The 26,166-nt window shown below is 70.9% G+C and carries 26 protein-coding genes; 10 read left to right on the plus strand and 16 right to left on the minus strand.

The features are described from left to right. Window positions 1–26: 26 nt before the first annotated feature. Together ACLV7J_RS08240 and ACLV7J_RS08245 are read right to left on the minus strand one after the other, a co-directional pair. The gene (locus ACLV7J_RS08240) at window positions 27–1,184 is read right to left on the minus strand and encodes a quinone-dependent dihydroorotate dehydrogenase (RefSeq protein WP_411868621.1); all 1,158 of its coding nucleotides are present in this window, start codon (window positions 1,182–1,184) and stop codon (window positions 27–29) included. Further along, the gene (locus ACLV7J_RS08245; protein ID WP_411868622.1) at window positions 1,177–2,049 is read right to left on the minus strand and encodes a ribonuclease H; all 873 of its coding nucleotides are present in this window, start codon (window positions 2,047–2,049) and stop codon (window positions 1,177–1,179) included. The genes ACLV7J_RS08240 and ACLV7J_RS08245 overlap by 8 nt, the downstream gene beginning before the upstream one ends. Window positions 2,050–2,111: 62 nt before the next feature. Between ACLV7J_RS08245 and ACLV7J_RS08250 the strand changes: the two genes are divergently transcribed. Beyond that, the gene (locus tag ACLV7J_RS08250) at window positions 2,112–2,849 is read left to right on the plus strand and encodes a DUF3747 domain-containing protein (protein ID WP_411868623.1); all 738 of its coding nucleotides are present in this window, start codon (window positions 2,112–2,114) and stop codon (window positions 2,847–2,849) included. A 426-nt stretch (window positions 2,850–3,275) separates the two neighbouring features. Here ACLV7J_RS08250 and rplL read toward each other — a convergent pair whose 3' ends face one another. The 8 genes from rplL to gloA form a co-directional block, all read right to left on the minus strand. Next, window positions 3,276–3,659, minus strand: a complete 384-nt coding sequence (gene rplL, locus ACLV7J_RS08255; RefSeq protein ID WP_411868624.1) for a 50S ribosomal protein L7/L12 — start codon at window positions 3,657–3,659, stop codon at window positions 3,276–3,278. Window positions 3,660–3,733: 74 nt separating this feature from the next. Next, window positions 3,734–4,267, minus strand: coding sequence for a 50S ribosomal protein L10 (gene rplJ, locus ACLV7J_RS08260; protein WP_411868625.1), 534 nt, complete (start codon window positions 4,265–4,267; stop codon window positions 3,734–3,736). Window positions 4,268–4,583: 316 nt separating this feature from the next. After that, window positions 4,584–5,291 carry a 50S ribosomal protein L1 gene (gene rplA / locus ACLV7J_RS08265; protein ID WP_411868626.1) on the minus strand — a complete coding sequence of 236 codons (708 nt, stop codon included), beginning with the start codon at window positions 5,289–5,291 and terminating at the stop codon, window positions 4,584–4,586. 103 nt (window positions 5,292–5,394) lie between these two features. Next, window positions 5,395–5,820 carry a 50S ribosomal protein L11 gene (gene rplK, locus ACLV7J_RS08270; RefSeq protein ID WP_094588982.1) on the minus strand — a complete coding sequence of 142 codons (426 nt, stop codon included), beginning with the start codon at window positions 5,818–5,820 and terminating at the stop codon, window positions 5,395–5,397. A gap of 135 nt (window positions 5,821–5,955) precedes the next feature. Next, window positions 5,956–6,630 (minus strand): transcription termination/antitermination protein NusG, encoded by a 675-nt coding sequence (gene nusG, locus ACLV7J_RS08275; RefSeq protein ID WP_411868627.1) that lies wholly within the window; start codon window positions 6,628–6,630, stop codon window positions 5,956–5,958. Between the two features lie 61 nt (window positions 6,631–6,691). Then, complete coding sequence (secE, locus tag ACLV7J_RS08280; protein ID WP_411868628.1) at window positions 6,692–6,961, minus strand: preprotein translocase subunit SecE; 270 nt, start codon at window positions 6,959–6,961, stop codon at window positions 6,692–6,694. A gap of 157 nt (window positions 6,962–7,118) precedes the next feature. Next, complete coding sequence (locus ACLV7J_RS08285) at window positions 7,119–10,028, minus strand: AAA family ATPase (RefSeq protein WP_411868629.1); 2,910 nt, start codon at window positions 10,026–10,028, stop codon at window positions 7,119–7,121. Next, entirely contained in the window at window positions 10,018–10,419 is a 402-nt protein-coding gene (gene gloA, locus ACLV7J_RS08290; protein ID WP_411868630.1) for a lactoylglutathione lyase, read from the minus strand. The genes ACLV7J_RS08285 and gloA overlap by 11 nt, the downstream gene beginning before the upstream one ends. Before the next feature lie 167 nt (window positions 10,420–10,586). Between gloA and eno the strand changes: the two genes are divergently transcribed. The 3 genes from eno (at window position 10,587) to ACLV7J_RS08305 (ending at window position 13,664) form a co-directional block, all read left to right on the plus strand. After that, complete coding sequence (gene eno / locus ACLV7J_RS08295; RefSeq protein WP_411868631.1) at window positions 10,587–11,885, plus strand: phosphopyruvate hydratase; 1,299 nt, start codon at window positions 10,587–10,589, stop codon at window positions 11,883–11,885. Between the two features lie 121 nt (window positions 11,886–12,006). Next, window positions 12,007–13,503, plus strand: a complete 1,497-nt coding sequence (locus tag ACLV7J_RS08300) for a GGDEF domain-containing protein (RefSeq protein WP_411868632.1) — start codon at window positions 12,007–12,009, stop codon at window positions 13,501–13,503. After that, window positions 13,500–13,664, plus strand: a complete 165-nt coding sequence (locus ACLV7J_RS08305) for a hypothetical protein (RefSeq protein WP_411868633.1) — start codon at window positions 13,500–13,502, stop codon at window positions 13,662–13,664. Before ACLV7J_RS08300 ends, ACLV7J_RS08305 begins: the two co-directional genes overlap by 4 nt. A 235-nt stretch (window positions 13,665–13,899) precedes the next feature. Here ACLV7J_RS08305 and ACLV7J_RS08310 read toward each other — a convergent pair whose 3' ends face one another. After that, window positions 13,900–14,199 carry a PilZ domain-containing protein gene (locus ACLV7J_RS08310; protein ID WP_411868634.1) on the minus strand — a complete coding sequence of 100 codons (300 nt, stop codon included), beginning with the start codon at window positions 14,197–14,199 and terminating at the stop codon, window positions 13,900–13,902. Window positions 14,200–14,417: 218 nt separating this feature from the next. Between ACLV7J_RS08310 and ACLV7J_RS08315 the strand changes: the two genes are divergently transcribed. Genes ACLV7J_RS08315 through ACLV7J_RS08325 form a run of 3 tightly spaced genes read left to right on the plus strand, consistent with a single transcriptional unit; the run spans window position 14,418 to window position 16,440 of the window. Continuing rightward, window positions 14,418–14,744 carry an STAS domain-containing protein gene (locus ACLV7J_RS08315; protein WP_411868635.1) on the plus strand — a complete coding sequence of 109 codons (327 nt, stop codon included), beginning with the start codon at window positions 14,418–14,420 and terminating at the stop codon, window positions 14,742–14,744. Between the two features lie 8 nt (window positions 14,745–14,752). Next, window positions 14,753–15,217 carry an ATP-binding protein gene (locus ACLV7J_RS08320; protein ID WP_411868636.1) on the plus strand — a complete coding sequence of 155 codons (465 nt, stop codon included), beginning with the start codon at window positions 14,753–14,755 and terminating at the stop codon, window positions 15,215–15,217. Further along, a complete protein-coding gene (locus tag ACLV7J_RS08325; protein ID WP_411868637.1) occupies window positions 15,214–16,440 on the plus strand; it encodes a PP2C family protein-serine/threonine phosphatase in 1,227 nt (408 codons plus the stop codon). Before ACLV7J_RS08320 ends, ACLV7J_RS08325 begins: the two co-directional genes overlap by 4 nt. A gap of 32 nt (window positions 16,441–16,472) precedes the next feature. Here ACLV7J_RS08325 and ACLV7J_RS08330 read toward each other — a convergent pair whose 3' ends face one another. From ACLV7J_RS08330 to ACLV7J_RS08340, 3 genes are read right to left on the minus strand one after another with little or no spacing between them, the layout of a single operon-like run. After that, window positions 16,473–18,212: an ABC1 kinase family protein gene (locus ACLV7J_RS08330; protein WP_411868638.1), complete on the minus strand. Its 1,740-nt coding sequence runs from the start codon at window positions 18,210–18,212 to the stop codon at window positions 16,473–16,475. Next, entirely contained in the window at window positions 18,212–18,577 is a 366-nt protein-coding gene (locus ACLV7J_RS08335) for a hypothetical protein (RefSeq protein WP_411868639.1), read from the minus strand. The genes ACLV7J_RS08330 and ACLV7J_RS08335 overlap by 1 nt, the downstream gene beginning before the upstream one ends. Before the next feature lie 34 nt (window positions 18,578–18,611). After that, a complete protein-coding gene (locus ACLV7J_RS08340; RefSeq protein WP_411868640.1) occupies window positions 18,612–19,106 on the minus strand; it encodes a hypothetical protein in 495 nt (164 codons plus the stop codon). 104 nt (window positions 19,107–19,210) lie between these two features. Between ACLV7J_RS08340 and ACLV7J_RS08345 the strand changes: the two genes are divergently transcribed. After that, the gene (locus tag ACLV7J_RS08345; protein ID WP_411868641.1) at window positions 19,211–19,960 is read left to right on the plus strand and encodes a hypothetical protein; all 750 of its coding nucleotides are present in this window, start codon (window positions 19,211–19,213) and stop codon (window positions 19,958–19,960) included. A 435-nt stretch (window positions 19,961–20,395) separates the two neighbouring features. Next, on the plus strand, window positions 20,396–20,623 hold the full coding sequence (locus tag ACLV7J_RS08350; RefSeq protein ID WP_411868642.1) for a hypothetical protein: 228 nt from the start codon (window positions 20,396–20,398) through the stop codon (window positions 20,621–20,623). Between the two features lie 64 nt (window positions 20,624–20,687). On the opposite strand, the gene argJ is transcribed toward ACLV7J_RS08350, so the two are convergent. Both argJ and ACLV7J_RS08360 read right to left on the minus strand, forming a co-directional pair. After that, window positions 20,688–21,932: a bifunctional glutamate N-acetyltransferase/amino-acid acetyltransferase ArgJ gene (gene argJ, locus ACLV7J_RS08355; protein ID WP_411868643.1), complete on the minus strand. Its 1,245-nt coding sequence runs from the start codon at window positions 21,930–21,932 to the stop codon at window positions 20,688–20,690. Window positions 21,933–21,952: 20 nt separating this feature from the next. After that, the gene (locus ACLV7J_RS08360; RefSeq protein ID WP_411868644.1) at window positions 21,953–24,790 is read right to left on the minus strand and encodes a cyclic nucleotide-binding domain-containing protein; all 2,838 of its coding nucleotides are present in this window, start codon (window positions 24,788–24,790) and stop codon (window positions 21,953–21,955) included. A gap of 218 nt (window positions 24,791–25,008) precedes the next feature. On the opposite strand from ACLV7J_RS08360, the gene ACLV7J_RS08365 reads away from it, so the two are divergent. After that, window positions 25,009–26,166, plus strand: coding sequence for an SPFH domain-containing protein (locus ACLV7J_RS08365; protein WP_411868645.1), 1,158 nt, complete (start codon window positions 25,009–25,011; stop codon window positions 26,164–26,166).

Consider the following 26,166-nt stretch of genomic DNA (forward strand, 5'->3'; position numbering starts at 1 on the left):
GGACGCAGGGTATCGGTCCCAGCCGCTCAGCGCCAAGGCGCGCCGCTGCCCACCGCCTCGCCGATGCTGCGGAAGCCGTGCTGATCGAGCTGGCCCAGCAGGCCCTCCAGGATCGCCGGCACCAGCTCAGGGCCCTGATAGATCCAGCCGGTGTAGAGCTGCACCAGCGAGGCGCCAGCCACGATCCGCTCCCAGGCCGTCTCGGGCGAATCGATGCCGCCCACGCCGATCAGGGGCAGGGAAGGGCCGGCGGTGGCCCGCAGGCGGCGGATCACCTCCAGGGCCCTGGCCCGCAGCGGCGCCCCACTCAGCCCACCGGCCTCCTCCGCCAGGGTGCGCCCGGTCTGGGCGAGGCGCCGGCCCTCCAGGCCCAGGCGGTTGAGACTGGTGTTCACGGCGATCACGCCGGCCAGCCCCTCCTCGTAGGCGAGGCGGGCGATGGTGTCGATGGCGTCGTCCTCCAGATCCGGTGCGATCTTCACCAGCAGCGGCGGGCAGGCCGGCAGGCGGCGCAGCCGCTCCACCAGGCGCCGCAGCTGGGTCTCGTCCTGCAGCTCCCGCAGCCCCGGCGTGTTCGGCGAACTCACGTTGATCACGGCGTAGTCCGCCAGGGGCGCCAGCAGCTCCAGGGAGGAGGCGTAGTCGTCGGCGGCGAGCTCCAGCGGCGTGACCTTCGACTTGCCCAGGTTGAGGCCCAGCACCGCCGGCCGCTGGCCCGCCGGCGGCAGCCCCTGGCGCTCCAGGGTGCGGCGGGCCGCCACGGCGCCGCCGTTGTTGAAGCCCATGCGGTTGAGGGCCGCCCGCTCGGCCGCCAGGCGGAACAGGCGGGGGCGGGGGTTGCCGGGCTGGGCGTGCCAGGTGACCGTGCCCAGCTCGGCGAAGCCGAAGCCGAACAGGTGCCAGATGCCGGCAGCCACGGCGTTCTTGTCGAAACCCGCCGCCAGCCCCACTGGGTTGGGGAAGCGGCAGCCGAACAGGGTCTGCTCCAGGCGCAGATCGCGCCGCTGCAGCTCGGCGCCGAGGCCCGCCAGGCTGCCGGCCACCAGCGGCCAGCCGCGCCGCAGCGAGGCCTGGCCCAGCAGCGTCAGGGTCAGCTGGCTGAGCTGCTCGGCATCGGCGCCCTCGTCCTGCGCCAGCAGGGGGCCCACGAAGCGGCGGTAGAGGCTGCCGGTGCCCTCAGCCATGGGCCTGGTCCTCGCGGGTCGCGTGCCCCGATCCTGCCGCCTCGCGCTCCAGGCGCCAGCGGCCCTCGCCGGCGGGCAGCACCCGCCAGTCGCGCCAGGGCCAGGGACCCTGGCGCGACTCCAGGGTGCGCAGCGGCATCTCCACCAGCTGGGCCAGTTCCACCAGGCTGAGCCCGTAGCCGCCAGCCGCCAGCCGGTCCGCCAGCTCCAGGCGGGTCAGCAGCTGCTGCAGGGCCGGCGGGGCGGACTCCGCCTCTTCCGGTAAGGCTGCGGCAGGGCTGGTCTTGGCCTTGGGGCTGGCCTCAGCCGTGGCGGCGCCGGCCAGGCTGGTCCGCGTGCGCCGGGCGGCGGGGCGCTGCCCCCCGGGCACCCCCTCCGCCAGGGCCGGCCGACCGCCCTTGGAGAAGGCCACCGCGATGGCATCGCAGCGGTCGTTGTCGGGGTCGCCGCTGTGGCCCTTCACGTAGCGGAAGGGCAGCGCCGGCAGGCGGGCCGCATCCAGCGCCTCCCAGAGGTCGCGGTTGAGCACGGGGCCGCCGGAGGCCGTGCGCCAGCCCTTGCGCTTCCAGCCCGGCATCCACTTGCTGAAGCCGTCGATCAGATACTTGCTGTCGGTGCGGATCGCCAGGTCGGGGTGCAGCGGCAGCTCCCTGAGCTTGTGCAGCAGCGTCAGGGCGGCGGTGAGCTCCATGCGGTTGTTGGTGGTGGCCGGGTCGGCACCGCCGAACTCCTGCACCGTGCCGTCCTCGAAGCGCAGCAGGCAGCCCCAGCCGCCGGGGCCGGGATTGCCACTGCAGGCGCCGTCACAGGCGGCCGCCAGCACCCGCGGGGCCTGGACCGGCGCGGCGGACTGGTCAGTGGCCACTGGGCTGCCCATCCGAAATCCGGTACAAACCGTTGACAATGAGACGCCCAGGAGCCTGACCCATGCAGCGAACCTACCTCCCGTGGCTCGGGCTCTCGGCCCTGGCCGCCGGCGCCACCCTGACGCTCCAGGATCGGGGCGTGGCCGCCGTCCTGTTCGACAGCCGCCCGCTCGACAACTCCCGCTTCGCGGTGCTGGCCAGGCCCGTGGGCCGCAGCGACTGGAACCTGCTGGTGCTGGAGCAGATCACCGCCACGCCGCGCTGCTGGGAACCCCGGGCCGACGGCCTGATCGATCCGGCCCTGAACCGCTTCGACTACACGGGCATCTGCAGCCGCTACCTGGACAGCAACGGCTATTCCGTACGGGTCGGCCAGCAGGATCTGGGCAGCGGCTACCGGCTACGGCTCAGCCAGCGGGGCACCACCCTGCAGCTGCTGGCCATGACGCCGGAGAACCCCACCGAGCTGCTGGTGGGCCGGGGAACCGTGAACCAGCGCGACCGTGACGGCTTCGTGGGCCTGACGCTGGAGCCCGGCTGGGAGCTGCAGCGGCGCGTCTACGGCAGCCGGACCCTGAACCACGTCTACTTCGCCAACGCCACGCCCCTGGCCCAGCTGATCGCCGCCAGCGGCGGCCGTGAGGGCCAACGCGGCGATGGCCGCTTCGAGACCAGCCACCGGGCGAGCCTCGGGCCCGCCACGGCCCCTGGCCTGCCGGGCGAGGCCGGCAGCGGCTTCACGGAGACGGCCCTGGCCAGCGGTCCCGTGCCGCTGCAGGTAATTCCCTTCCGGGAGTGAGGGGCCGGGGCGGCGCCGGCCACCCCAGCAGGCCAGCCACCCAGGACAGTTCAGGCAGCGGCCCTCCTCCCCCTTCCCCCTCCCTGCAGCCCGGGTTATGGTCTCAGCGTGTGAGGAGTGCGGAACCCACTTCCGGGGTCGAAACGAGGACAGACTCCCAGAAGCGTTCCGGCTCAGAGCCCTGCCTTCGGCGGGGCTTTTTTTTGTGCAACCTTGCCAGCGGAACCCTGCCAGCGGAGCGGCGGTGAGGGAGGTGGGGGATCCATGGCCCCACCAGCCGGCCCAGCGGACTGGGGCGCCGCGGCCCTGGTCCCCGGTCCCCCGGCAGCAAAAAGCCGGCCCCAGGGGGCCGGCTGCGGTGGGACCAAGGTCCGGAAGGAGCGGGAGCGCCACCAGGCCCTGGGGGCCGGCGGCGCTCCGCGGCGATCACTTGATGGTGACCTTGCCGCCGGCCTCTTCCACGGACTTCTTGATGGCTTCGGCGTCGGCCTTGGAGATGCCTTCCTTGATGGGGGTGGGGGCACCTTCCACCAGGGCCTTGGCTTCGCCCAGACCCAGGCCGGTGGCCTCGCGGACGGCCTTCAGCACCTTGATCTTGGCGGCGGCATCGAAACCATCGAGGATGGCGTCGAATTCGGTCTTCTCCTCAGCGGCCTCGGCGGCAGCGGCGGGAGCAGCGGCCATCACGACGCCAGCGGAGGCGGCGGCGGACACACCGAAGGCCTCTTCGATCTGCTTGACGAGCTCGGAAGCTTCCAGCAGGGAGAGGGTCTTCAGCTGCTCGAGGATCTGGTCAGTGGTAGCGGACATGGTTGGGAATCAGCAACAGATCTGTATGGACAGTGATCGGTTGAGCTCGGGCGGCTCGACGGATGGGGCAGGCCTCAGTTGGCGCTGCCTTCGCCATCGGCGTGCTGCTTGAGCGCCCGGGCAAGACCGGAGGGAATCTCGTTGATGCCCACGGCAACCTTGGTGGCCACGGCGTTGATCGCACCGGCGATCTGAGCCAGCAGCACCTCCTTGGAGGGCAGGTCCCCGATGGCCTTGATGTCGGCCTGGGAGAGGAGTTGGCCTTCGAAAAGACCTCCCTTCACCTCAGACTTCTTCGTGTCCTTCTGGAAGGACTGGACGGCCTTCACGGCAGCGCCGACATCGCCCTTGACCAGGACGAAGGCGTTGGTGCCAGTGAGCAGGGAATCGAGATTCGACCAGGCGTCGTTGCCATCAATGGCACGGCGCATCAAGGTGTTTTTGGTCACCTTGCACACGCCGTTGCTGGCCTGCAGACGGGTCCGCAGATCAGACATCTCCTTGATGGACAGGCCCTTGAAATCAAGGACCAGCGCCAGTTCGGCCTCACCGAGGAGCCCCTTGAGCTCTTCGACGATCTGTTGCTTGCTCTCCAGCGTGCGGCCCATAGGAAGTGGAACGGATCGGGGGAACAAGCGGGGTACGCAGCCCCAGTGCGCTGGGCACTCGAGGGCTGCGGCCTGTTCCGCACCATCCGGGGGAGATCCCCTTCTGGGCCAAAACCTGTCGCGTGCACCTCGGCAGGTTTTACGACCCGGCGATCCGGTGGAACCGGCTGCCAGAGCTGACCTGCTGTCTTGGGTAGGGCGCGTGCCCTTCTGGCTTTCGCCAGCTGGCCAACCTACACCACGGCCTGCAGAGGCCACGAAAAAGCCCCCGCCGGAGCGGGGGCCAGGAGGTCACGGCACGAAGGGCCGGCGGAGCTCAGGACTCCTGCTTGATGTCCTGCAGGGCAGCCACATCCACTTCCACCGAGGGGCCCATGGTGGAGGTGATGTAGAGGCTCTTCCAGTAGCGACCCTTGGCACCGCTGGGCTTGTTGCGGTCGATGGTCTCCTGCAGGGCCTTGAGGTTGTCGAGCAGCTTGGCGGCATCGAAGCTGGCCTTGCCGAAGCGCACGTGCACGATGCCGGTGCGGTCGGCACGGAACTCGAGTTTGCCGGCCTTGAACTCGTTGATGGCGCCGGCCAGGTCGGTGGTCACGGTGCCGGCCTTGGGGTTCGGCATCAGGCCGCGGGGGCCGAGCACCCGGCCCAGCTTGGCCACCTTGGGCATCATGTCCGGCGTGGCGATCAGCAGGTCGAACTCCATCTCGCCCTTGGCGATGGTCTCCACCAGCTCGTCGTCGCCGGCCAGGTCGGCGCCGGCGGCCTTGGCCTCGGCCACCTTCTCACCGCGGGCGATCACGGCGATGCGGATGGACTGACCGGTGCCGTGGGGCAGGGCCACGGTGGTGCGCAGCTGCTGGTCGGTGTACTTGGGATCGATGCCGAGGCGCGCGTGGGCCTCGAGGGTCTCATCGAACTTGGCGGTGGCGTTGGCCTTCACCAGTTCCACCGCTTCCAGCGGGGCGTAGGTGCGGTCTTCGACCGTCTTGGTGAGGGCGTTGAAGCGCTTGGAAACTTTGGGCATGACAGGAGTGGGGTGCGGGCGACCGGTGTCGGTCTCCCCCAGTGGGGTGGACGGGGATGGAGCTCAGCGGCAGACCCGGCGGATGGCCGGGAGCCGGTGGGGCTCAGTCGGTGATGGCGACGCCCATGTTGCGGGCGGTGCCTTCGATGATGCGCTGGGCCGCCTCAAGGTTGGAGGTGTTGAGGTCGGGCAGCTTGGTCTTGGCGATCTCCTCGAGCTGGGCGCGGCTGATGGCGCCGACGCCGCCCTTGGAGGAGGTGGCGGCACCCTTCTCAATGCCGGCTGCCTTGGAGATCAGCACGGAGGCGGGCGGGGTCTTGGTGATGAAGGTGAAGCTGCGGTCTTCGAAGACCGAGATCTCCACCGGGATCACGTACCCGGCCTTCTCCTGCGTGCGGGCGTTGTACTCCTTGCAGAACGCCATGATGTTGACGCCGTGCTGACCGAGGGCGGGGCCCACCGGCGGCGCGGGGTTGGCTTTGCCGGCCTGGAGGGCCAGCTTGATCACGGCTACGACTTTTTTGGCCATCGGCTGGGCTGCGGAACGGGTTGCCCCGAATGGGGGCTCTGCGGATCGCCGAACCTAGGGCAACGGCGGTGCGGCGTTCCCCCGCGGGCGGGGGATCACCTGGGGCCGCCCTCCGCAGGGAGGCGGCCGCGGGGATCAGCTCTGCTTGCTGATCTGGGAGAACTCGAGTTCCACCGGGGTCTCCCGGCCGAAGATCGAGAGCAGGGCCTTGAGCTTGCTGCGCTCGCCCGACACCTCGATCACCTCGCCCTGGAAGTCCTTGAACGGACCGGCGGTGACCAGGATCTGATCGCCCTCGGCCAGATCCACCTTGACCACGGGCTTCTTCTCGGCGGCGCGCTTGAAGATGCGGTCGACTTCCTGGCGGCTGAGGGGGCGGGGCTTGATGTGGCCGCGGGCCTTGCCGGTGGCGCGACGATCCTCGGCGCCCACGAAGTTGATGACGTTGGGGGTGCTGCGCACGGCCATCATCGTGTCCTCGTCGAGGACCATCCGCACCAGCACGTAGCCGGGGAACACCTTCTCCTCGGTGCCCTGGCGGCTGCCGTCCTTCTTGATCTTGACGGCGGGGGTCTGGGGGATCTCGATCTCAAGGATGCGGTTGTCCACGCCCAGGGTCACGGCCCGCTGCTCGAGGGTGGCCTTCACCTTCTTCTCGCAGCTGGAGGCCACCTGCACGGCGTACCAGCGGGCCACCTGGGCCCGGGGGGCGGCCTCACCGGCCTCGGGGGCCGCGGCGCCGGCCAGATCCAGCACGGTCCCGGCGTCGGCGGAGGCGAGATCGGTGGTGGTCAGGTCGACGTCGGACACAGGCGGGGGCGGTGGGAAAGGGGACGAAGGGGAAGGGAACGGCGGGGCGGACGGACCCGGCTCAGCGGAAGACCTGGCTGTTGGCCCAGCTGTAGAAGCGATCCACGGCGGCGATGGCGAAGGCCGAGAGGGTCACCATCAGGATCACCGCCAGGGATTCGCTGAACAGCTGCTGGCGGCTGGGCCAGACCACCTTGCGCAGCTCCTCGAGGCTGGTGGCCACGAAGCCCGCCTTCGGCGTCTCGCTGGGGCTCACCGGATCGCTGCCGGGCTCGGTGCTGCCGGGGGCCGTGGTGCCGGGCGCCGTATCAGCCGTATCAGTGGATGTCACCGTCGGGTCCGGGGGGCTCTGGGGATGTCGGTCGGCTGGGGGAGCGGGGGTCCCCAGGCGATCGCGCAGCGATGGGGCGGCGCGGACCGGCAAACAGTCACCCTACCGGACGTCGTTCCGGGGCTGATGCGACCGGGGAATCGGGCAGCCCAGCCGCTCAGGGAATCGGGGTGAAGGCCAGCCGGTCGGCGCCGGAGCCCGCTCGGCCCTCGCCGGCGACGCTGACCCGCACGCCGCGGGCGCCGCTGAAGTGCTCCTCCAGCAGCTCGGTGGCCAGCGGGTTCTCGATCGCCCGGCGCAGCAGGCGCCGCAGTGGCCGGGCGCCGTACTCCGGCTCGTAGCCCTGGCGGGCCAGCAGCGGCAGCACCGGCGGATCCACCTCCAGCTCCAGGCCCTGCTCCCGCAGCAGCAGCGCCAGCTCGGCCAGCTGCAGCCGCACGATCCGCTCCAGATCCGCCGGCTGCAGGGGCCGGAAGCGGATCACCTCATCGATGCGGTTGAGGAACTCGGGCCGGAAGTGGCTGGCCAGGGCCCGCTCGATCGCCGCGGCCAGGGTCGTCTCGCGGGCCTCGGCCCCGGCGTCCTCCGCCCCGGCACCCGCCTGCTCCCGGGCGCTGTCGAGGATGGCGCGGCTGGCCAGGTTGCTGGTCATCACCACCACGGTGTGGCGGAAGTCGACCGTGCGGCCCTGGGAATCGGTGAGCCGACCGTCGTCGAGCACCTGCAGCAGCACGTTGAACACATCCGGGTGGGCCTTCTCCACCTCATCGAGCAGCAGCACGGCATAGGGCCGGCGCCGCACCGCCTCGGTGAGCTGGCCGCCCTCCTCGTAGCCGACGTAGCCGGGGGGCGCCCCCAGCAGCCGCGCCACGGCGTTGCGCTCCATGAACTCGCTCATGTCGAGCCGCACCAGGGCCTCCTCCTCGTCGAACAGGGAGGCGGCCAGGGCCTTGGCCAGCTCGGTCTTGCCCACGCCCGTGGGGCCGAGGAACAGGAACGAGCCCACGGGGCGGCGCGGATCCTTCATGCCGGCCCGGGCCCGGCGGATCGCCGCGGCCACCGCCGCCACCGCCTCGGGCTGGCCGATCACCCGCTCACCGAGGCGGGCCTCCAGCTCCAGCAGCTTCTGGCGCTCGCCGGCCAGCAGCCGCTGCACGGGGATGCCGGTCCAGCGGGCCACCACATCGGCGATGTCGCCGGCCTCCACCTGCTCGCGCAGCAGCGACTGGCCACTGGCCTGGTCGGCCTGCAGCAGGGCCTCCAGCTCACTGCGGCGCTGCTGCACCCCATGCAGCTGGTCGTACTGCAGCCGGGCGGCCTCCTCCAGATCGCCGTCGCGCTCGGCCTCGGCGATGGCCTGGCGCAGGGCTTCGTCATCGGCCAGCAGCTGGCGCAGCTCGGCCAGCTGGTCGCGCTCGCCCTGCCAGCGCTGCTGCAGCTCCTGCAACCGCTCGGCGGCGAGGCGGCGCTGCTCCTGCAGCTGGGCCCGCTCAGCCATGGGGGCCGTCTCGGCCGCCAGCAGGGCCAGCTCCACCCGGCGCAGCTCGCCCTCGGCCTCCTCCACCAGCCGCGGCTTGGAGGTGACCTCCATCTTCAGCTGGGCGGCGGCCTCATCGATCAGGTCGATGGCCGAATCGGGCAGGCAGCGGTCGGCGATGTAGCGATCGGCCAGGCGGCTGGCGGCCACCACGGCTCCATCGGCGATGGCCACGCCGTGGTGCAGCTCGTAGCGCTCCTTGAGGCCCCGCAGGATCAGGGTGCTCTCCTCGATGCTCGGCTCCTTGATCAGCACCTGCTGGAAGCGGCGGTTGAGGGCCGGATCCTTCTCCACGCTGCGGCTGAACTCCTCGGGAGTGGTGGCGCCGATGCAGCGCAGTTCACCCCGGGCCAGGGCCGGCTTGAGGATGCTGCCGGCATCGCTGCCGGAGCGCTCGCTGCTCACCACCGCGTGCAGCTCGTCGATGAACAGGATCACGCCGGGCTCCCCCGGCGTGGCGTCGGCATCGGCCACCTCCTGGAGCACGCTGCGCAGGCGCTCCTCGAACTGGCCGCGGAACTTGGCGCCGGCGATCAGGGCACCCATGTCCAGGGCGATCAGGCGCTGACCCCGCAGCGAATCGGGCACCTCGCCGGCCACGATCCGCTGGGCCAGCAGCTCGGCGATGGCGGTCTTGCCGACGCCGGGCTCGCCGATCAGCACCGGGTTGTTCTTGCCCCGGCGCGAGAGCACCTGGATCAGGCGGCGGATCTCGGTGTCGCGGCCGATCACCGGATCGAGCTGGCCGGCGCGGGCGGCGGCGGTGAGGTCTCGGCCGAACTGCTCCAGGGCGCCGGGCTCCCGCTCCAGGGTGAGGCCGCCGTCACCGGCGTCTCCGCTGGCCTCACCGGCAACCGCCTCTCCCAACGGAGGAGACGGCGGCACCGCAGACCTGGGGGATCGGCCGACGGGGGGACTGCCCCCCGGGACCATGGACTCGACGGCCGGGGGCCGCTCGGGCCGGCGCGGCACGGCCGGCAGCGAGGGGGCCGCAGCACCGGCGACCGACCGACCGCCGGAGCCGGCGGCCCCGGGCCGCAGCTGGCGCAGCAGGGTCTCCTCGCTCAGCCCCGCCTCCGCCAGCAGGACCGCGCCGATGCGGGGCTCATCCAGCAGGGCCAGCAGCAGGTGGGGCACATCGAGCAGGCGCGAGCCCCAGGCGGCGCGGCGCCGGTCGGCGTCCTCCAGCAGATCTTCGAGCGCATCGCCGATGAACAGCTCGCGGCCGCTGCCCGAGGGCTGGTCGGCGCAGAAGTCCTCGAGGCGATCCAGCAGCCGGCCGGTGTCAATCGGCAGGGGATCGATCCAGGCGGCGTAGGCCGGTTCCGCGAACAGCACCTGCAGCAGGTGCTCCACGTCCATCTGGCCATGGCGCCAGCGCCGAGCCGCGTCCTGGCTGGCCAGCAGCAGCTCCCAGGCCACGTCGCTAAAGCGCTCGGGCGCGCTGGTGAGGGAGCCCCGCTCCGGGCCGGCGCCGGAGGTCGGGACTGCGCCCGGGGGGACGGCGGCGCCGCCGAAATCAGGCCCCATGGGCCCTCGAGGCGAGTTCGATCAGTTCCACCTTGTAGCCATCGGGATCCTCTGCGAAGGCGATCACCGTGGTGCCGTGCTGCTTCGGACCCGGCTCGCGCACCACCCGGCCGCCCTTGGCGCGGATGGCCTCACAGGTGGCCACGATGTCGTCGACGCCGAGGGCGATGTGGCCGTAGCCGCTGCCGATCTCGTAGTGGCTGGTGTCCCAGTTGTGGGTGAGCTCCAGCACCGTGTGATCGCTCTCCTCGCCATAGCCCACGAAGGCCAGGGTGTAGCGGCCGCCGGGGTAGTCCTTGCGGCGCAGCAGCCGCATGCCCAGCACCTCCGTGTAGAAGGCCAGCGAGCGCTCCAGGTCCCCGACCCGCAGCATGGTGTGGAGCAGACGCATGGAGGAGGTCAGCCGGGCGGCGCAGCCTTCCATTGTGGCCAGTGACGCCAGCGTGCGAACCACCACGGGCCGCAGGCATCAGGCCTGAAGGGGAATTCGGTGCCAACGATCACCAAGGGCCGGGCGGGGGCGACCCATAGGATCTGGCGCACAGACACCAGGCTGCTGTGATCGACACCCTCGACCTCGTCATCGACACCATCGTGGCCCGGGAAGTGCTCGACTCCCGCGGCACCCCCACGGTGGAGGCCGAAGTGGTGCTCGAAGGTGGTGCCAGCGGCCGGGCGATCGTGCCCAGCGGCGCCAGCACCGGCGCCCACGAGGCCTGTGAACTGCGCGACGGCGACCCGAAGCGCTACGCCGGCAAGGGCGTACTCCAGGCCGTGAGCAACATCGAAGAGAAGATCGTCCCCGCCCTGTGCGGCCTCAGCGCCCTCGACCAGGGCACGGTGGACGCGACGATGATCGAGCTGGACGGCAGCGACAACAAGAGTGCCCTGGGGGCCAACGCGATCCTGGCCGTGAGCATGGCCACGGCCAGGGCCGCCGCCGCCGGCGTGGGCCTGCCCCTCTACCGCTACCTCGGGGGGCCGATGGCCAACCTGCTGCCGGTGCCGCTGATGAACGTGATCAACGGCGGCGCCCACGCGGCCAACAGCCTGGACTTCCAGGAATTCATGCTCGTGCCCCACGGCGCCCCCAGCTTCCGGGAGGCCCTGCGTATGGGCACTGAGGTGTTCCACGTGCTCAAGGGTCTGCTGCAGGAACGCGGCATGAGCACCGCCGTCGGTGACGAGGGCGGCTTCGCCCCCGACCTGGGCAATGACGCCGCCGGCGACATCCTGGTGCAGGCCATTGAGAAGGCCGGCTACCGCCCCGGCGACCAGATCTCCCTGGCCCTCGATGTGGCCAGCACCGAGTTCTACAAGGATGGCCGCTATGCCTTTGGCGGCGGCAGCTATTCCAGTGCCGAGATGGTGGAGGAGCTGGCCAAGCTGGTGAGCCGCTACCCGATCGTGTCGATCGAGGATGGTGTGGCCGAAGACGACTGGGACGGCTGGTCCCTGCTAACCGACAAGCTCGGCAAGACGGTGCAGCTCGTGGGCGACGACCTGTTCGTGACCAACACCAGCCGCCTGCAGCGCGGCATCGACCTGGGGGTGGCCAACTCGATCCTGATCAAGGTGAACCAGATCGGCTCCCTCACCGAAACCCTGCAGGCGATCGACCTGGCGGGTCGCGCCGGCTACACCAGCGTGATCAGCCACCGCAGCGGCGAAACCGAGGACACCACCATCGCCGACCTGGCCGTGGCCACCCGGGCCGGCCAGATCAAGACCGGTTCCCTGAGCCGCTCCGAGCGCGTCGCCAAATACAACCAGCTGCTGCGCATCGAGGACGAACTGGGCAGCCAGGCCATCTACGCCGGCGCCGCCGATCGGGGCCCCAGGGGCAAGGCCGCCTGAGGCCTGACTTGGACTGCCAACGTCTGCAACAACCGCTGGCCGTCCTCACCAGGCCTGGTTCCGGTGGGAGGGCCGATGGGTCACCTGGAGTTCCTGCCGCCTGGGAAGCTCCCGATCTGCGATGACCCGGCTCCCCGATCCGGATCTCTCCCTTGAGGGGAAAATGAGACAGGCCAGTGGGTGCTCCCGCCTCTGCCTGATCCTGGCGACCCTCGGCCTTTCGATGACCACGGCCGCCAGCCTCTACACCTACCGGCTCCTGCACGAACCGCTCGAGGCCGTGGGGGCCTCGGTGGTGAGCCATCTGGCCTCGGCCAAATGCACGGCCATCGGACGGACGCTCGCGGCCCTGGCCTTGGCCCACAGAGATGTCCTCATCGGTGAACCGGAAGGGGAACGCACGGACCCCGACTCCAACGCCAGCATCGGGGTGGTGACACCAGGCAGCTGGGCCCTCGAGGATTTCCACTCCACCAGTCTCACGGCGCAACAGACCCTCGCGATCCTCAAGGGCCTGCCGTTGCAGAACCACGACGACGGGGAGAAGCGCGCTGTGCAGACCCAGCTCAGCCAGGCCACGCGCGAACTCAGCGCCGATCTGCACCAGCATCGCTGCAACCAGCTCGGCTACGGACTGAATCCCTTAGCGGTGCGGGTTTACCCCATCCCAGGGCGCTCCAGCAACTGGCTGGCCTTTCTCTATGGCCCCCTGACGATCCGGGGGGAGGCGAAGACCGCCTTCGCCCTGGTGGACCTGAGCAGCAGCACCCAGGAGATCAGCGGTCACGATCAGACCCTGCAGGACCTGTTCCCGTCCGGGGGCGGCCAGATCACCACGGCCGTGAAGCTGAGCTCCGCCAGCGTGCTGACCAACCAGATCAGCCTGCATCAGCACCGGCCGGACCTGGACGAGGAGGACCACAAGCTGATCGCTCTGCGGACCGTGCCCTTCGCCAATCAGCTGGTGAGCACCGAGTTCAGCGTCAACCACGCCGCGCTCGATCGGATCTCACGCCGTACTGCGGCCCTGGTCTTCGCGATGGGTCTGCTGGCCACCACCGCTGTGGTGCTGATCAGCCGCAGCTCGGAAGTGCGCCTGCGCCGTCTAAATCAGGCCCTGCTGGGGGAAAGCCGCACCGACAGCCTCACCCGCATCGCCAATCGCCGGGCCTGGGACGAGGCCCTGGCCCTTGAGCAGAGCCGCCGCCAGCGCCACAGCCGCCCGTACGGCCTTGTGGTGGTGGACCTGAATGGTTTCAAGCAGATCAACGACCAGCAGGGACACCTGATCGGCGACCAAGTGCTGCAGAGTGCCGCCTCCCAGCTGGCCTCCCAGCTGCGCAGCAGCGATCTGCTGGCCCGGGTGGGCGGCGATGAATTCGCCCTGCTGGTGTTCAACCCCACCGCGCAGGGCCTGGAGGAACTGGTGGAACGGCTGCAACGCTCCCTCAGGCAGGCCGGGATCGAAGCCTCGATCGGCGCCAGCCTCAGCGAGGCGGACGCCAGCCTGGATCAGGCCTGGGCCCAGGCCGACCAAGCGATGTACCGCGTCAAGAGCGGCACACCAGGCTCCAGTCCGCGCCGCTCTCCCGATCCCTCCACCACCCAGCTCCCATGACTAAGTGGCTTGCCGCGATCCAGCAGACCATGAGCCGCTTTAAGCGGTCCATGGGGCTGCCCGACTCCATCGGGATTCTCGGCCTGATCCGAATGTGTCCGATCCTGGCCTTTGTCAGCCTGCTGCTTCTGGTGGCGGCTGGGGTGATGGTGCTGGGCTGACCCCGGCACCGGGCAGGCGATCCAGCCGGCCATCACGGCTCAGGCGGGTCTGGCGCTGGCCGCCGGCAAGGCAGCGGCCAACGTCAAAGGGGCCCAGCAGCACCGATTAACCGGAGCTCTGCTGGCTCAGGGCCAGGCGCCAGATGCAGCTGCTGGCCTGTGTCGAGCGGCCCAGGAGGATCCCGTCCTGGGCACCGCTCCATGGCGCCCCTGAATCCAGGCACCGTTGCCCTGCTCAGCGCGTCACAAACGACTCAAGGATGGTGTCGGGGGGAAGCGGCACGGCGGCGAAGGCCACACCCACGAAGTAGGAGAGGCCGAGGCTTTCCACCCAGACCACGCGGAAGGCGAGGTCGTTGGAGTTTCCGTCTCCGTCGCTGAAGACCCCCAGCCCCTCAGCCACCAGGTCATCGCCACCGCCCCGGGGCAGCAGCAGACACGCTCCCCCCAGGCTCAGGTTCCAGACACTGCTGTACAGGCGGGCTCCTGAAGCGGACGGCAGCATGGCCGCCACCGCACCGTTGGTGAGGGGCATCAGGACCCGCTCGTAAGCCCTGCGCTCATTCACAACTGCGGGCTCATCGGGCGCATCCATCGGAACGGCCAACCATTGACACAGCCAGACTAGGCGACAAAACCAACACGCGCATGCAACCCCAATTGAAGAATCAGGCGCGCTCCGGATAGCGGAGATAGGATTCAGACAGCCGCCATGCCACCGCCATGGAAACATCTGGCCTTGACCATGAAGACATGCCCCAGGGGGTCCGCCATATCTCCCTGATTGGTCGTCTCGACATGGCCGGAATCGAGGCCGTGGAGGAGCCATTCCTGGCCCTCACAAAAGAGGCAAACTTGCGCATCCTGGTCGACCTTCGCAGGGCCTCCTTCCTGGCCTCCGTCGGCATCCGATCCGTGATCAATCTCGCCAGACGCCTCAATCAGAATGGCGGCAAGATGGCGCTTCTGCTGGGGGACAATCAACAGGTGAGAGACACCCTGGAGATCACGGGCATCACCGCCGCCATCCCCAGCTTCTCCACCCTGGATGAGGCCCTCACCAAGCTCACCACAGCCTGAGCCGGGCTGTGACCAGACGGTGTGAGGCCAGCCACCACCTCCCCGAGACGCTGAGTCCCCAGGCCCTGTGGGACTGTGCCTCCTGGCTTCATGCCGTCGGCCGCGAGGCAGGCCTGCCGGAGCACAGCCTTCAGAGACTGGACACCTGCCTGCAGGAGGCCCTCGCCAATCTGCTCAACCACGGCGTTCTGCCCTCCGGGAGCCACCACGCGGAGATGACCACCACCGTGACCATCCATGGGGAGCCGGATGGCAGTGGCAGCGCCATCCTTGAACTCGTCGACACGTTCCTGCCGTTCGAGCCGACGCCACGCCGCATCCCAGCACAACGCACCCCTCCGCAGGCGGCCCGTCTTCAGCCGGGCGGGCAGGGCATCAACCTCATCCTGCACAACGCCGACCACGTCACCTACACGCAGGCCGATGGTCACAACAGGCTCAGCATGCGCGTTCAATGGACAAGCCCGCCATGACCGAAGCCAACGCGTTCCAGAACCAGATCAGAACGTTTGGATGGATCCCCATTTTCCGCGATGCCCCGGAGCAGGCCCTGCAGGACGCCCTGGGCGATTGCCCCATTCGCCGGCTGAGCCCGGGGGACATACTGCTCACCCCTGGCGAACGGAACGAGCAGCTGTTCATCGTGCTGCGAGGTGAAGCCCATGTGATTCTTTCGGATGCACCTCGAGCAAGTCCCGACGTCATCACCATCCCGCCGGGCGAGTGCCTGGGGGAACTCTCCGTGATCGATGCCGACCCAGCCTCCGCCCTGGTGCAGGCCGCCAGCGAGCTCGAATGCCTCTGCATCACCCGCGACTTCTTCTGGCGGGAGTTGACGCGACTGCCGGGCGTTGCCCGCAACCTGATGTGCCTGCTCACCGAGCGGATCCGGGCCGGCAACGTGCGGGCCCTGGAAGCCCAGCGCAGGCGCCTGGAACTGGAGCAACTCCGCAAGGATCTGGCCATCGCCAAGCGACTGCAGTGCTCCCTGCTGCCGTTGCAGAGGCCGCTGCTGCCCGGCAGCCATCCCTACGAGGCCCACGCCCTTCTGGAGACCGCCACATCGGTGGGAGGCGACTTCTTCGATGTCCTCTCGCTGGAGAACCAGAAGCTGTTGTTCTGCATTGGCGATGTCACCGGTCATGGGATCGCCGCCGCTCTGCTGATGACCCGAATCCTGGGGATTCTGAGAACCCTGGCCATCCAGAGTGATGATCCCGGCATCCTGCTGGCCCAGCTCAACAACCTGCTCTGCCAGGACCAGGAGAACGACTTCTACGCAACCCTGCTCTGCGGCGTTCTGGACCCCATCCATGGCCAGCTCACGCTGGCCAATGGTGGCCATTGCCATCCCCTGCTGTTCACAGACGGCAGGGTGCAGGTGCTGACGCCACCCCAGGGCCTGCTGCTCGGGGCCTTCCCCAACGTTGTCTACCCGACAGCCCAGCATGCCCTGAAGCCCGGTGACGTCCTTCTGGCCTACACCGACGGGCTCTCCGAGGCCGAGAGCAGCTCCGGCGAGCCGCTGGGACTGGAGCGCCTAAAGACCCACTGGCAGGACCTGCTCGCCGATGGGGGCACCCAGTCTCCCGGCCTGATGGATCACCTGAACAGCCTGCTGGCCCACGCCAAGCACTTCGCCAGTCAGTCCGCCCTGGAGGACGACTGCGCCATGGTCGTGATCAGGCGGCGCTGACGGGGCGGGGCCGGCGGTCTGAGCGTCGACCCTCAGTTGCCGCCGCCTTCGGCCCCCGGCAGCTTCTCCAGGCGGCCATCGCGCTGCAGGCGGGCCTGCAGCCGCAGCCAGCCCAGCCCGACCGGCACGCCAGCCGCCAGGGGAATGGCGCTGAGCACCGGGTTGCTGCTGGCGGCCAGCAGCGCCGCTGACACCGCCAGGGCCCCGAGCAGCACCGACTGACCGGAACTCTGCTGGCTCAGGGCCAGGCGCCGCAGCAGCCGATCGGTTTCGCCGGCGCGGATCTGGACCTGCAGATCGCCCTGCTCGATCCGGGCCAGGCTCTCCTCCAGCCGCCGCGGAATGCCCAGGGCACGGCTGCCCACCTCGGCGGCCTGGCGGCCGAGCTGGTTGATGAGGTCGCTGGTGCCGCCGCTGGAGGTCATGAGGGGCAGCAGGTAGGGGCGGGCAATGGCGACCAGGCTAAAGCCGGGATCGAGGCTGCGGCCGACCCCCTCGAAGGTGGAGAGGGCCCGCATCACGAAGATCAGCTCGCTGGGCAGGCGGAACGGCTGGCCGTAGACGAGGTCGTAGAGGTCGCCGGAGAGCTTCTCGATCACGTTGGCCGAGAAGGGCGGAGTGAGGGCGTCGGTGAGCATCACCCGCACCAGCCGCCGCACCGGCCCCACGTCGATGCCGGTGGCGATCACCCCGGCGGCCTGGAGTTCCGCCACCAGGGCGCTGGCATCGCGGGCAGCGGCGGCCGTCACCATCCGGCCCAGACGGCTGCGCAGCCGCTGGGAGATCTGCCCCATCATCCCGAAGTCGTAGTAGATGAGGGCGCCATCGGCCGCCACCGCCAGGTTGCCGGGATGGGGATCGGCGTGGAAGAAGCCGAAGCGCACCAGCTGCTGCAGATAGCTGGCGGCGCCCTTCTCCGCCACCGCCGCCGGGTCGATGCCGGCGGCCACCAGGGCCGGGCGGTCGGTGATCTTGATGCCGGGCAGGTAGTCGAGGCAGAGCACGCGCCGGCTGCTGAGCTCCCACACCACCGCCGGGATGCGGATGCCGGCATCGTCGAGGAACTGCTGGCGGAAGCGGGCGGCGTGCTCGGCCTCCAGGCGGAAATCCAGCTCGCGCAGCAGCACCCGGCGGCACTCCTGGGCGATGCCCACCCAGTCGCGGCCGACACCCCAGCGGGGATGGCGCTGCAGCACCGCGGCCACCTGCTGCATCACCTCCAGATCGAGCCGGAAGATCCGCTCCAGGCCCGGCCGCTGGATCTTGAACACCACCTGGCGGCCGCTGCGCAGGGAGGCGCGATGGACCTGGGCCAGGCTGGCGGCGCCGAGGGGCTGCTCCTCGATGTCGATGATCTCGGCCACGCGCTCGCCCAGCTCCTGCTCCAGCAGCTGCTGGGCCACCGCGAAGGAGAAGGCCGGCACCCGGTCCTGCAGGTGGGCCAGCTCCTCCACCCAGCCGGCCGGCAGCACGTCGGGGCGGGCCGAGAGCAGCTGGCCGAGCTTGATGAAGGCCGAGCCGAGGCCCAGCAGCTCGGCGGTGAGCCAGCGAGCCCGGCGCCGCTGACGCCGTTCCCGCCGCTCAGGGGTGACGCCACCGGGGTAGGTCCAGTCGGCACTGTCCCACCACAGGCCGAGCAGCAGCTGGAGCACCGAGCGCCAGATGCGCAGGGAGCGCCCCACGCCCCGCAGCCCCAGGAGCAGCTCCTGCAGCCAGCCTCCGGCCGGGCTGCCCTGCGGACCCTGAGGCAGGCCGTTGCGCCGGTGCGCCATCAGGCCCGGTCCTCAAGGCGGCGGGAGAGCTGGGCCACCCGGGCCCGCAGCTGGTCGATCTGGTCCTGGGGGCTGACGCCGGCAGCGGCGCCGTGGGGATCGGCAGCGTGGGCGCCAACCGGGCCCTCCTGGCCCGCAGCCGACCAGCTGGCCGCGGACTCAGCGGTGGCGTCGGTGTCGGGCTGCTCCAGCCGCTCGGCCTCCTGCTCCACCTCCTCCACGAACAGCTGCCATTCCTGCAGGAGGCGTTCGGGGGCATCCTGGGCGATCACCGCCAGGCCGGCGGCGGCATCGGCGAGGCCGGAGCCCAGCCGGGCGGCCAGACGGTTGACGGCGGCCTGGATCAGCGTCTGGGGCGCGCTCATGGCAGGCCGGAGGGTGCCCCCAGACTGTGGCAGATCAGGGCCGGCCGGCGGGAGCTGGCTCCGCTTCCGGGGCGGGCGGTTGAGCAGGCGGCTGAGCGGGTGATTCGGCGGGGGTGGGCAGGACCACCGGCTCCGGGGCCCGCTCCACCGCCGCCGGCGCGGGGGACGGCTCGGACGCGGAGCTGGGCTCCGGTGCGGTGGGCTCCAGCGGGTCGGGATCCTTGGGCGCCTCGGCCTCGGCGGGACCCTGCTGCCGCTCCAGCTGATCGAGGTCGAGGATGCCGCGGATCTGCTGGGCCTCGGCCCCGAAGCGCAGCCGCAGGCTCTCGAGGCTGGTGCCGGGGACGGGCTGCACGTCGAAGTTCTGGCCGAAGCGCACCAGATCGGTGACGTTCAGATCCACCAGCCGCTGGGTGAGGCCATAGCCCAGGCCGAAACAGAGCCCCGCCACCAGCGACCCCAGCCAGAGCCGCGGCCTGGGCTGGGAGGCGGGACCGGGGGCCGTGCCGGCTGGGGCGGCCTGAACCATGGCGAGAGACACGCAGCTGCCGACGCCATCCTGACGGGTCCGCGGCGATCGGCGGCCCCAGCACCCACGACTAGCGTGGGCCTGCTGCCGGCTGCGACGCCCCCATGGCGCCACTGACGCTTGAGGGGATCGCCGATCGGCTGCTGCCGAAACTGGTGGGCGCGCTCCTGGCGGCTCCGAGCCCTGAGCAGACGCGGACCATCGCCGAGGACGTGCGCCGGCAGATCCCCGCCTCACGGGATCGCGAGGTCTGGCAGGGGCGCTACCGCACCGAGGCCGCGACCGCCCACTTCGCCAGCGATCCAGCCGGGGGCCCCGACGGCCTCGGCACCACCCCCCGCGATCTCGCCGACCTGCACCAGTTCCTGCTGCGCGGCATCGTCGGCGCCGGGGTGATGGCGGCGCGAACGCCCGAGCTGGCGATCGATCTGCCCCTGATCCTGCTGCTGGCCTCCGGTTACGGCTTCGCGGCACCGGGGCCAGCCAGCCAGGATCACCACTTCCGCCGGATCCAGGTCCTGGACGGCACGGGGCACCGCCAGCTCCGCGGCCTGGCGAGGCCTGAGGTGGAGGCGGAGGCAAGCGAGGACTGGGAGGCGGCCCAGCTACCGGCGCGGCTGGGCACACCCGCGGGCCAGGTCAGCCTGGCCCGCGGACTGAAGGTCCGGCTCCTGAAGGGGCTCAGGGAGCAGGGCAAGGGCGAGGGTCCCCTGATCCACGCGGCGGCCGGGGCCAACCTGATCATCCGCCAGGTCATCGCCCTTCTGATCAAGGCCGCGGGCGATTACTACAGCCAGTCGCAGCTGCTGGTGAACCGACAGCTGCTGGAGGCACTGGAGCGGCAGGACGCCTGACGCCTGACGCCTGACGCCTGACGCCCGCGGGGTGGCCGCCCCGCCTGGGCAGCCAGAGCGCCGTAACGCGATGTGACGGCGCCTCCATGAAGCTCGGTGTCGCTTCATTCCAGACCCCACGGCCGTCCTGGTCGGTCCTTAAGGATTCCCTTACGATTCAGCCAGACGGGCGAGCGAAGCCATGCCCCAGTTGACATCCCTGCTGGCCCTCACCGGCCTGGCCGGCCTGGCCCTCGTGGAACTGCTGCTGCGCGGCTTCAGCTGAGGCCATCCGCCCGGCGGGCATCCGCGTTCAGACCGGGGCCGGTGCTGCCCGCGCCCACAGACCCGCCCCTACCGCCGGAGTCGAACGTTGCCGCCCGTGACGCCACCCTTGCCTTCGCCCAAGGGCGCGGTAGCCGCCGTAACGTCGACTTGCGTTGATCGGCAGCCCTTGTGAAAGTCACGCACCATCACGACGAGCATCTGCTCTGCCTGAGCTCCGACGAAGTGGCCCTGCTGGTGGACCTCTGCCACGCGGCCACCTTCTCCGACATGCTGCCCTCCCAGGCCGACCAGCAGCAGCGCCTGCAGCAGTTCATGGCCCAGGTGCAGACCTCGCTGCTCGGAACGGCCCAGGCGGTGTGGGTCACCAAGCATCCCCAGGCACCCTCGAACGCCTGAACCGCCGGTTTAAGGCGAGGCTCGGTTTCAGCCGCAAAAAAAGACAGGCCCCACCGGGACCCGATCAGGTCGTGTAATCGGCGTTGATGCGCACGTATTGATCGGAGAGGTCGCAGCCCCAGGCCGTGCCGCGGCCGGGGCCGGCGCCCACCACCAGACGGATCAGCACCGTGTCGCCGCCGTCTCCAGCGCCGCCGAGATAGGCGCCGGCGGCCCGCGCCCGCAGGTAAGCGGAGGCGGCGGGGCGGTCGAAGGCCAGGGGCTGGCCGGCGGCCATCAGCTGATGCTCCCCCAGCCACAGGGCCACCGCCTCGGGATCGAAGGCCACGCCGGCGCGGCCGGCGGCGGCCACGATCCGGCCCCAGTTGGGGTCGCGGCCGTGCACGGCGCACTTCACCAGCGACGAGCCGCAGACGGTGCGGGCGATGGCGCGGGCGCCGGCGTCATGGGCGACCCCCTCCACCTGCACCTCGATCAGACAGGTGGCCCCCTCACCGTCGCGGGCGATGGCGCGGGCCAGGTGTTGCGACACCGCCGTCAGGCCGGCCTCCAACGCCTCAAAGTGCTCGGGGCCCAGGGGCTCGCCGGCTGCAAAGGCCAGGAACGTGTCGTTGGTGCTGGTGTCGCCGTCCACCGTGATCGCGTTGAAGGAGCGATCCACCGCGCGCTTCACCATCCCCTGCCAGACCTCGGCCGGCACGCCGGCATCGCAGCTGAGATAGCCGAGCATCGTGGCCATGTCGGGGTGGATCATCCCCGAGCCCTTGGCCATGCCGCCGATGCGCACGCGGCGGCCGCCCAAGCTCGCCTCAAGGGCGATCTGCTTGTCGATCAGATCCGTCGTGAGGATGGCAGTGGCGGCGTCGGCGCCACCCTCCGGGCGGAGGGCCGCCACCAGGGGATCGAGGCCCTCCACCAGGGTGTCCATCGGGATCGGCACGCCGATCACGCCGGTGGAGCAGATCAGCACCTGCTCGGGCTCCAGGCCCAGGCGAGCGGCCAGTTCAGCCGTGGCGGTGAGGCTGTCGGCCCGGCCCCGCTCTCCCGTGCAGGCGTTGGCCTGGCCGGAGTTGGTGAGCACGGCCCGGGCCTGGCCGCCGGAGGCCTGCAGCCGCTCGGCGCAGAGATCCACGCAGGCCGCCCGCACCAGGGAGGTGGTGAAGGTGCCAGCGCACACCGCCCCCTCAGGGGCCAGCAGCAGCGAGAGATCCGGCTTGCCGGAGGCCTTGAGGCCGGCCGTGACCCCGGCCGCCAGGAAACCCTCGGGGGCGGTGACGCCACCGGGAACGGGGTGCCAGGGCTGGGTCACGGGCCTTGAGAGAACTCTGCTTATCCTGCCGCCGCGCCGCTGGCGGCTCCACTGGCCGCACCGTTGGCGGCTCCACCGGGCGCGCCCCCATCGGCCAGGGCGAGGGGGCGGCGCGCCGCCAGGGCATAGAGGTTCTCGATCTTGATGGCCAGCTGGCGCAGCAGCCCGCGGCTGAATTCCGGCGACTGCTGCAGCAACTGCTCGAACTGGGTGGAGCGGAACACCATCGCCCGCACCGGCTCCTCGGCCACGCGCACCGTGGAGCGACGCCGGTGGTCGGCGAAGTAGGCCACCTCGCCGATGGGCTCACCGGGCCGCAGCAGCGCCACCCTCTGCAGGCTCGGGTCGTCGCCGGCGGCGGCGCCAGCGGGCCGCAGCACCTCGCAGCTCCCCTCCAGCAGGATCGTCACGGTGTCGGCCTGGTCGCCCAGCTCGAACAGCACCGCCCCGGGGGCCAGGGTGCGCAGATCCCCCAGCCGCAGCATGCTCAGCAGCGCCGCCGGCGAGAGATCGGCCACCAGCGGCACCCGCAGCAGCTGCACCACCGCCCGCAGCTCCGGCACCGGCTCGTAGCGGCGCAGCCGATCGAGGGTGGCATTGGAGGGTCCGAGCCGCGGCGCGTGGCGCAGGTCCTGGCCGCGCTCCGGCGCCAGGCGATCCAGCAGCCACAGCACCCACAGGGCCGTGTCGGGGTCGGGGTCCTGCCAGAGGCCCTCGAGCACCACCAGGGCATCCGGCAGGCTGGCGATCCGTTCGGCCGCCAGGTCGCGCCGGGGGGCGGGCAGGGGCAGATCCCGCAGCCGCACCTGGGCCAGCAGCGACTCGGGCAGCAGCGGCAGCAGGGCCGCCGTCTGCAGCAGCAACGACGCCTGGGGCTCCGGGGCACCGGCGGCGTCGGCCGTCGCCGGGGAAGGCTCCTCCAGGGCGCGCAGGGCCGGAGCCAGGGTCACCAGCAGGCTGGTGAGCTGGCGATCGATGGTGGGCAGCAGCGGGCGGATCATCGGCTCCTCGGCCGCCGCCTGCTCCAGGCTGCGGCGGGCCGCGATCTGGGCCGCCAGCGTCTGGATCCACTGCTGCAGGCGGCGGCGCGACTGCTCGGAGCTGGGCCCGAAGCGGGCCTGCAGCTCCTGCCAGCAGGCGTCATCGAGGTGGTTGGTGCGGCGGATCCGTTCCAGCTGGTCGCGCCAGGCGGGCCGGGCCGCCAGCTCCGCCAGGTCGGCGGCGCGGGTGAGCAGCAGCAGTTCGTCGATCGCCTCGGCCGCCGCGGCCTGGCGCAGGGAGCGGATCTGCCGCTGCTGGGGATCGAGCTGCAGGATGCGCGGATCCTCGATCGCCAGTTCCCGCAGGGCGGCGTGGTGGTCCTCCTCCACCAGCCCCAGCGACTGGCGCAGCTCCTCCAGCTGCACCAGCGAGGCGGCGCGCTCCAGCCGGCCGCTGCTGAACAGGTCGGCCAGCACCTCCCGGTAGAGGCGGCGGTTGGTGTCGCTCATGTGGGCGGGCAGCACCTTGGCCAGGGTGAACACCTCCTCCGAGCTCAGTTCGCCGATGGCGCGGCCATCGAGATAGCGGGCCAGATCGGGCACCAGGCGCTCCAGCTGTTTGCGCAGGCTGGTGCTGGTGCTCTCGCGGGTGTAGGTGGCCCGCTCCCGCCGCCAGCCGCGGTGCAGCCACATGCCGCTCACCACCAGCACCAGCGAGCGGATGAGCTGTCCCCCCAGGGGCCCGGCCACGCCGAGGGTGGGATCGGCGAAGAAGAAGAACGCGTTCACGCCCGCGAACGAGGCCAGCAGCCGGCTGCGCTGGGTGGCCAGCTCCTGGGCCCGCTCCGGGGGCAGGGTGGGCAGCTGCCGCAGCAGCCAGCCCCGCAGCGCCTCGAACAGCCGCACCGACAGCCAGCCCGCCAGCAGCAGCAGGGCGGGGATCGTCAGCAGCCTGGGCAGATGCAGGGTCCAGCGGCCGTCGCCGAGGGGGGCCAGCAGGCGATGGATCGGCTCGGTGTCGTAGGCCCAGAGGCCGCTGCGCAGGGCATCCACCCCCTCACGGGAGCTGGTCTCCACCAGCAGGAAGAAGGCGATCACCAGACCGGGATAGGAGGTCCAGGCCCAGGCCAGACCGCGCTTGCCGGAGAGGCTCTGCCAGTAGGTCCGCTCCGAGTCGATGTCGATGCAGGGGGCCTGGCAGGCCACGCAGGCGCTCTGCACCTTGCCGCTGGCATCCACCGTGCGGCACATCGACTGGGTGATGCGGCTGCCGGTCTGCAGGTGGGCCGGACTGCCCAGCAGGCTGCGGGGACCGGTGAGCACGGTCTGCACGGGGGCCATCGGGCAGATGTACTGGCACCAGGCCTTGCCGCCGTAGGCCCAGCCCACCGCCAGGGCCGCCACCAGCGTGAGCACCAGGAACACCGCCAGGGCCACGGTGTGGCTGTTGAGCAGCAGCAGCCGCAGGCTCAGCCCGGCGACGAACAGGCCCCACTGCAGCTGCACATGGTGGCGTCCGAGCCAGGAGGTGGGCTCCACCCGCACCACCTCGCGGCGCCCGTTGCGGCCCGTCACGGTGCGCTGCAGCCCCAGGGCCCGGAAGGTCTGGGAGACGAAGGCCAGGGGGCAGATGCGTCGCCAGAGCTCATGGCTCACGACCACGAGGAGCAGGATCCCACTGGGCACCACCACCCCCCAGAAGATCTGGTTGCCCTGGTGGCTGTGGCAGCTCTGGATCGGGCCGCAGGTGTTGACGTCGACGGGCCAGGGGTCGAGGCCCGGCACCACCAGGGTGGCGATCAGCAGCAGCCAGCCCGCGAGCAGCAGGGAGCGCACGGTGTGGGCCGCCCGCTCGGACCAGGTACTCAGCAGCTGCACGGAGCCAGGGGGGACCGGGGGGTCGGTGAAGAGCTCGGCGAAACGTAACGGCGGCGCCGACCCACAGCCAGACACCGCACCAATCGATACCCAACACAAGCAACACCGGGCCAGACGCGCCGTAGCGCCCGGCACGCTCCAGCCCACCCCGCGACACACCGCCCCTGACAGGACTCCCGGCCGTCCCTAGCGTCGGGCCCATCAGCCCGCGCGCATCGATGACGCTCTGGGAGGCCGTGCGGGGCGAGTTCCTCGACGTGATCGAGTGGGCCGGCGAACCGGCCCCCGAGACCCTGGTGTGGCGCTTTCCCCGCCGCGACGACGCCATCAAGCTCGGCTCCCAGCTGACGGTGCGCGAGGGCCAGTGGGCCGTGTTCGTGAACGAGGGCCGCATCGCCGACAGCTTCGGGCCCGGGCGCTACACCCTCGAGACCCGCAACCTGCCGCTGCTGACCACGCTGCTGTCGCTGCCGACGGCCTTCGAGACCCCGTTCAAGGCGGAGGTCTACTTCGTGGCCACCCGCCAGTTCACCGACCTGAAGTGGGGCACCCGCCACCCGGTGATCCTGCGGGACCCGGAGCTGGGGCCGGTGCGGCTGCGGGGCTACGGCAGCTATGCCCTGCGCATCGGCGATCCGCCGCGGCTGATCCGCGAGGTGAGCGGCAGCAGCGGCCACTTCACGGTGGATGGCATCAGCGAGCAGCTGCGCAATCTGGTGGTGACCCGCCTGGCGGACCTGCTGGGCGAAAGCCACCATCCGGTGCTGGATCTGGCCGGCCGCTACGACGAGCTGGCGGCGGAGCTGCGGCGCCGGCTGGAACCGGAGTTCGAGGGCTACGGCATCAGCCTCACCACCCTGCTGATCGAGAACCTCACCCTGCCGCCGGAGGTGGAGGCCGCCCTGGATCGGCGCAGCGGCATCGCCCTCACCGGCGACCTGCAGGCCTTCACCACCTACCAGGCGGGCATCGCCCTGGAGAAGGCGGCCGCCAACCCGGGCGGTCCGGCCGGCGCGGCCAGCGGCCTGGCGGTGGGCCTCGGCCTGGGGCAGCAGCTGGCCGTTCCAGGGGGCGCCCCAGGGGGTGCCGCTGCGGCGGCGGCCGCTGGCAGCGGGGGTCCGCCGGTGCCGGCGCCAACCGAAACGGCGAGCCCGGCGGGGACGGCCTACCACGTGCTCCTGGAGGGCGAGGCCCACGGGCCCCTGTCCCTGGCGGAGCTGGCCGGCCTGCGCCAGCAGGGCCGCCTGCGGGCCGATGGACTGGTCTGGCATGCCGGCCTGGCGGGCTGGACGCCGGCCTCCCAGCTGGGCGAGCTGGCCGTGCTGTTCCTGACGCCGCCACCACCCCCGCCGCCGGCCGCTCCGCCGGCGCCATGA

This window comes from Vulcanococcus limneticus LL (assembly GCF_943369875.1).
GTDB lineage: Bacteria > Cyanobacteriota > Cyanobacteriia > PCC-6307 > Cyanobiaceae > Vulcanococcus > Vulcanococcus limneticus_A.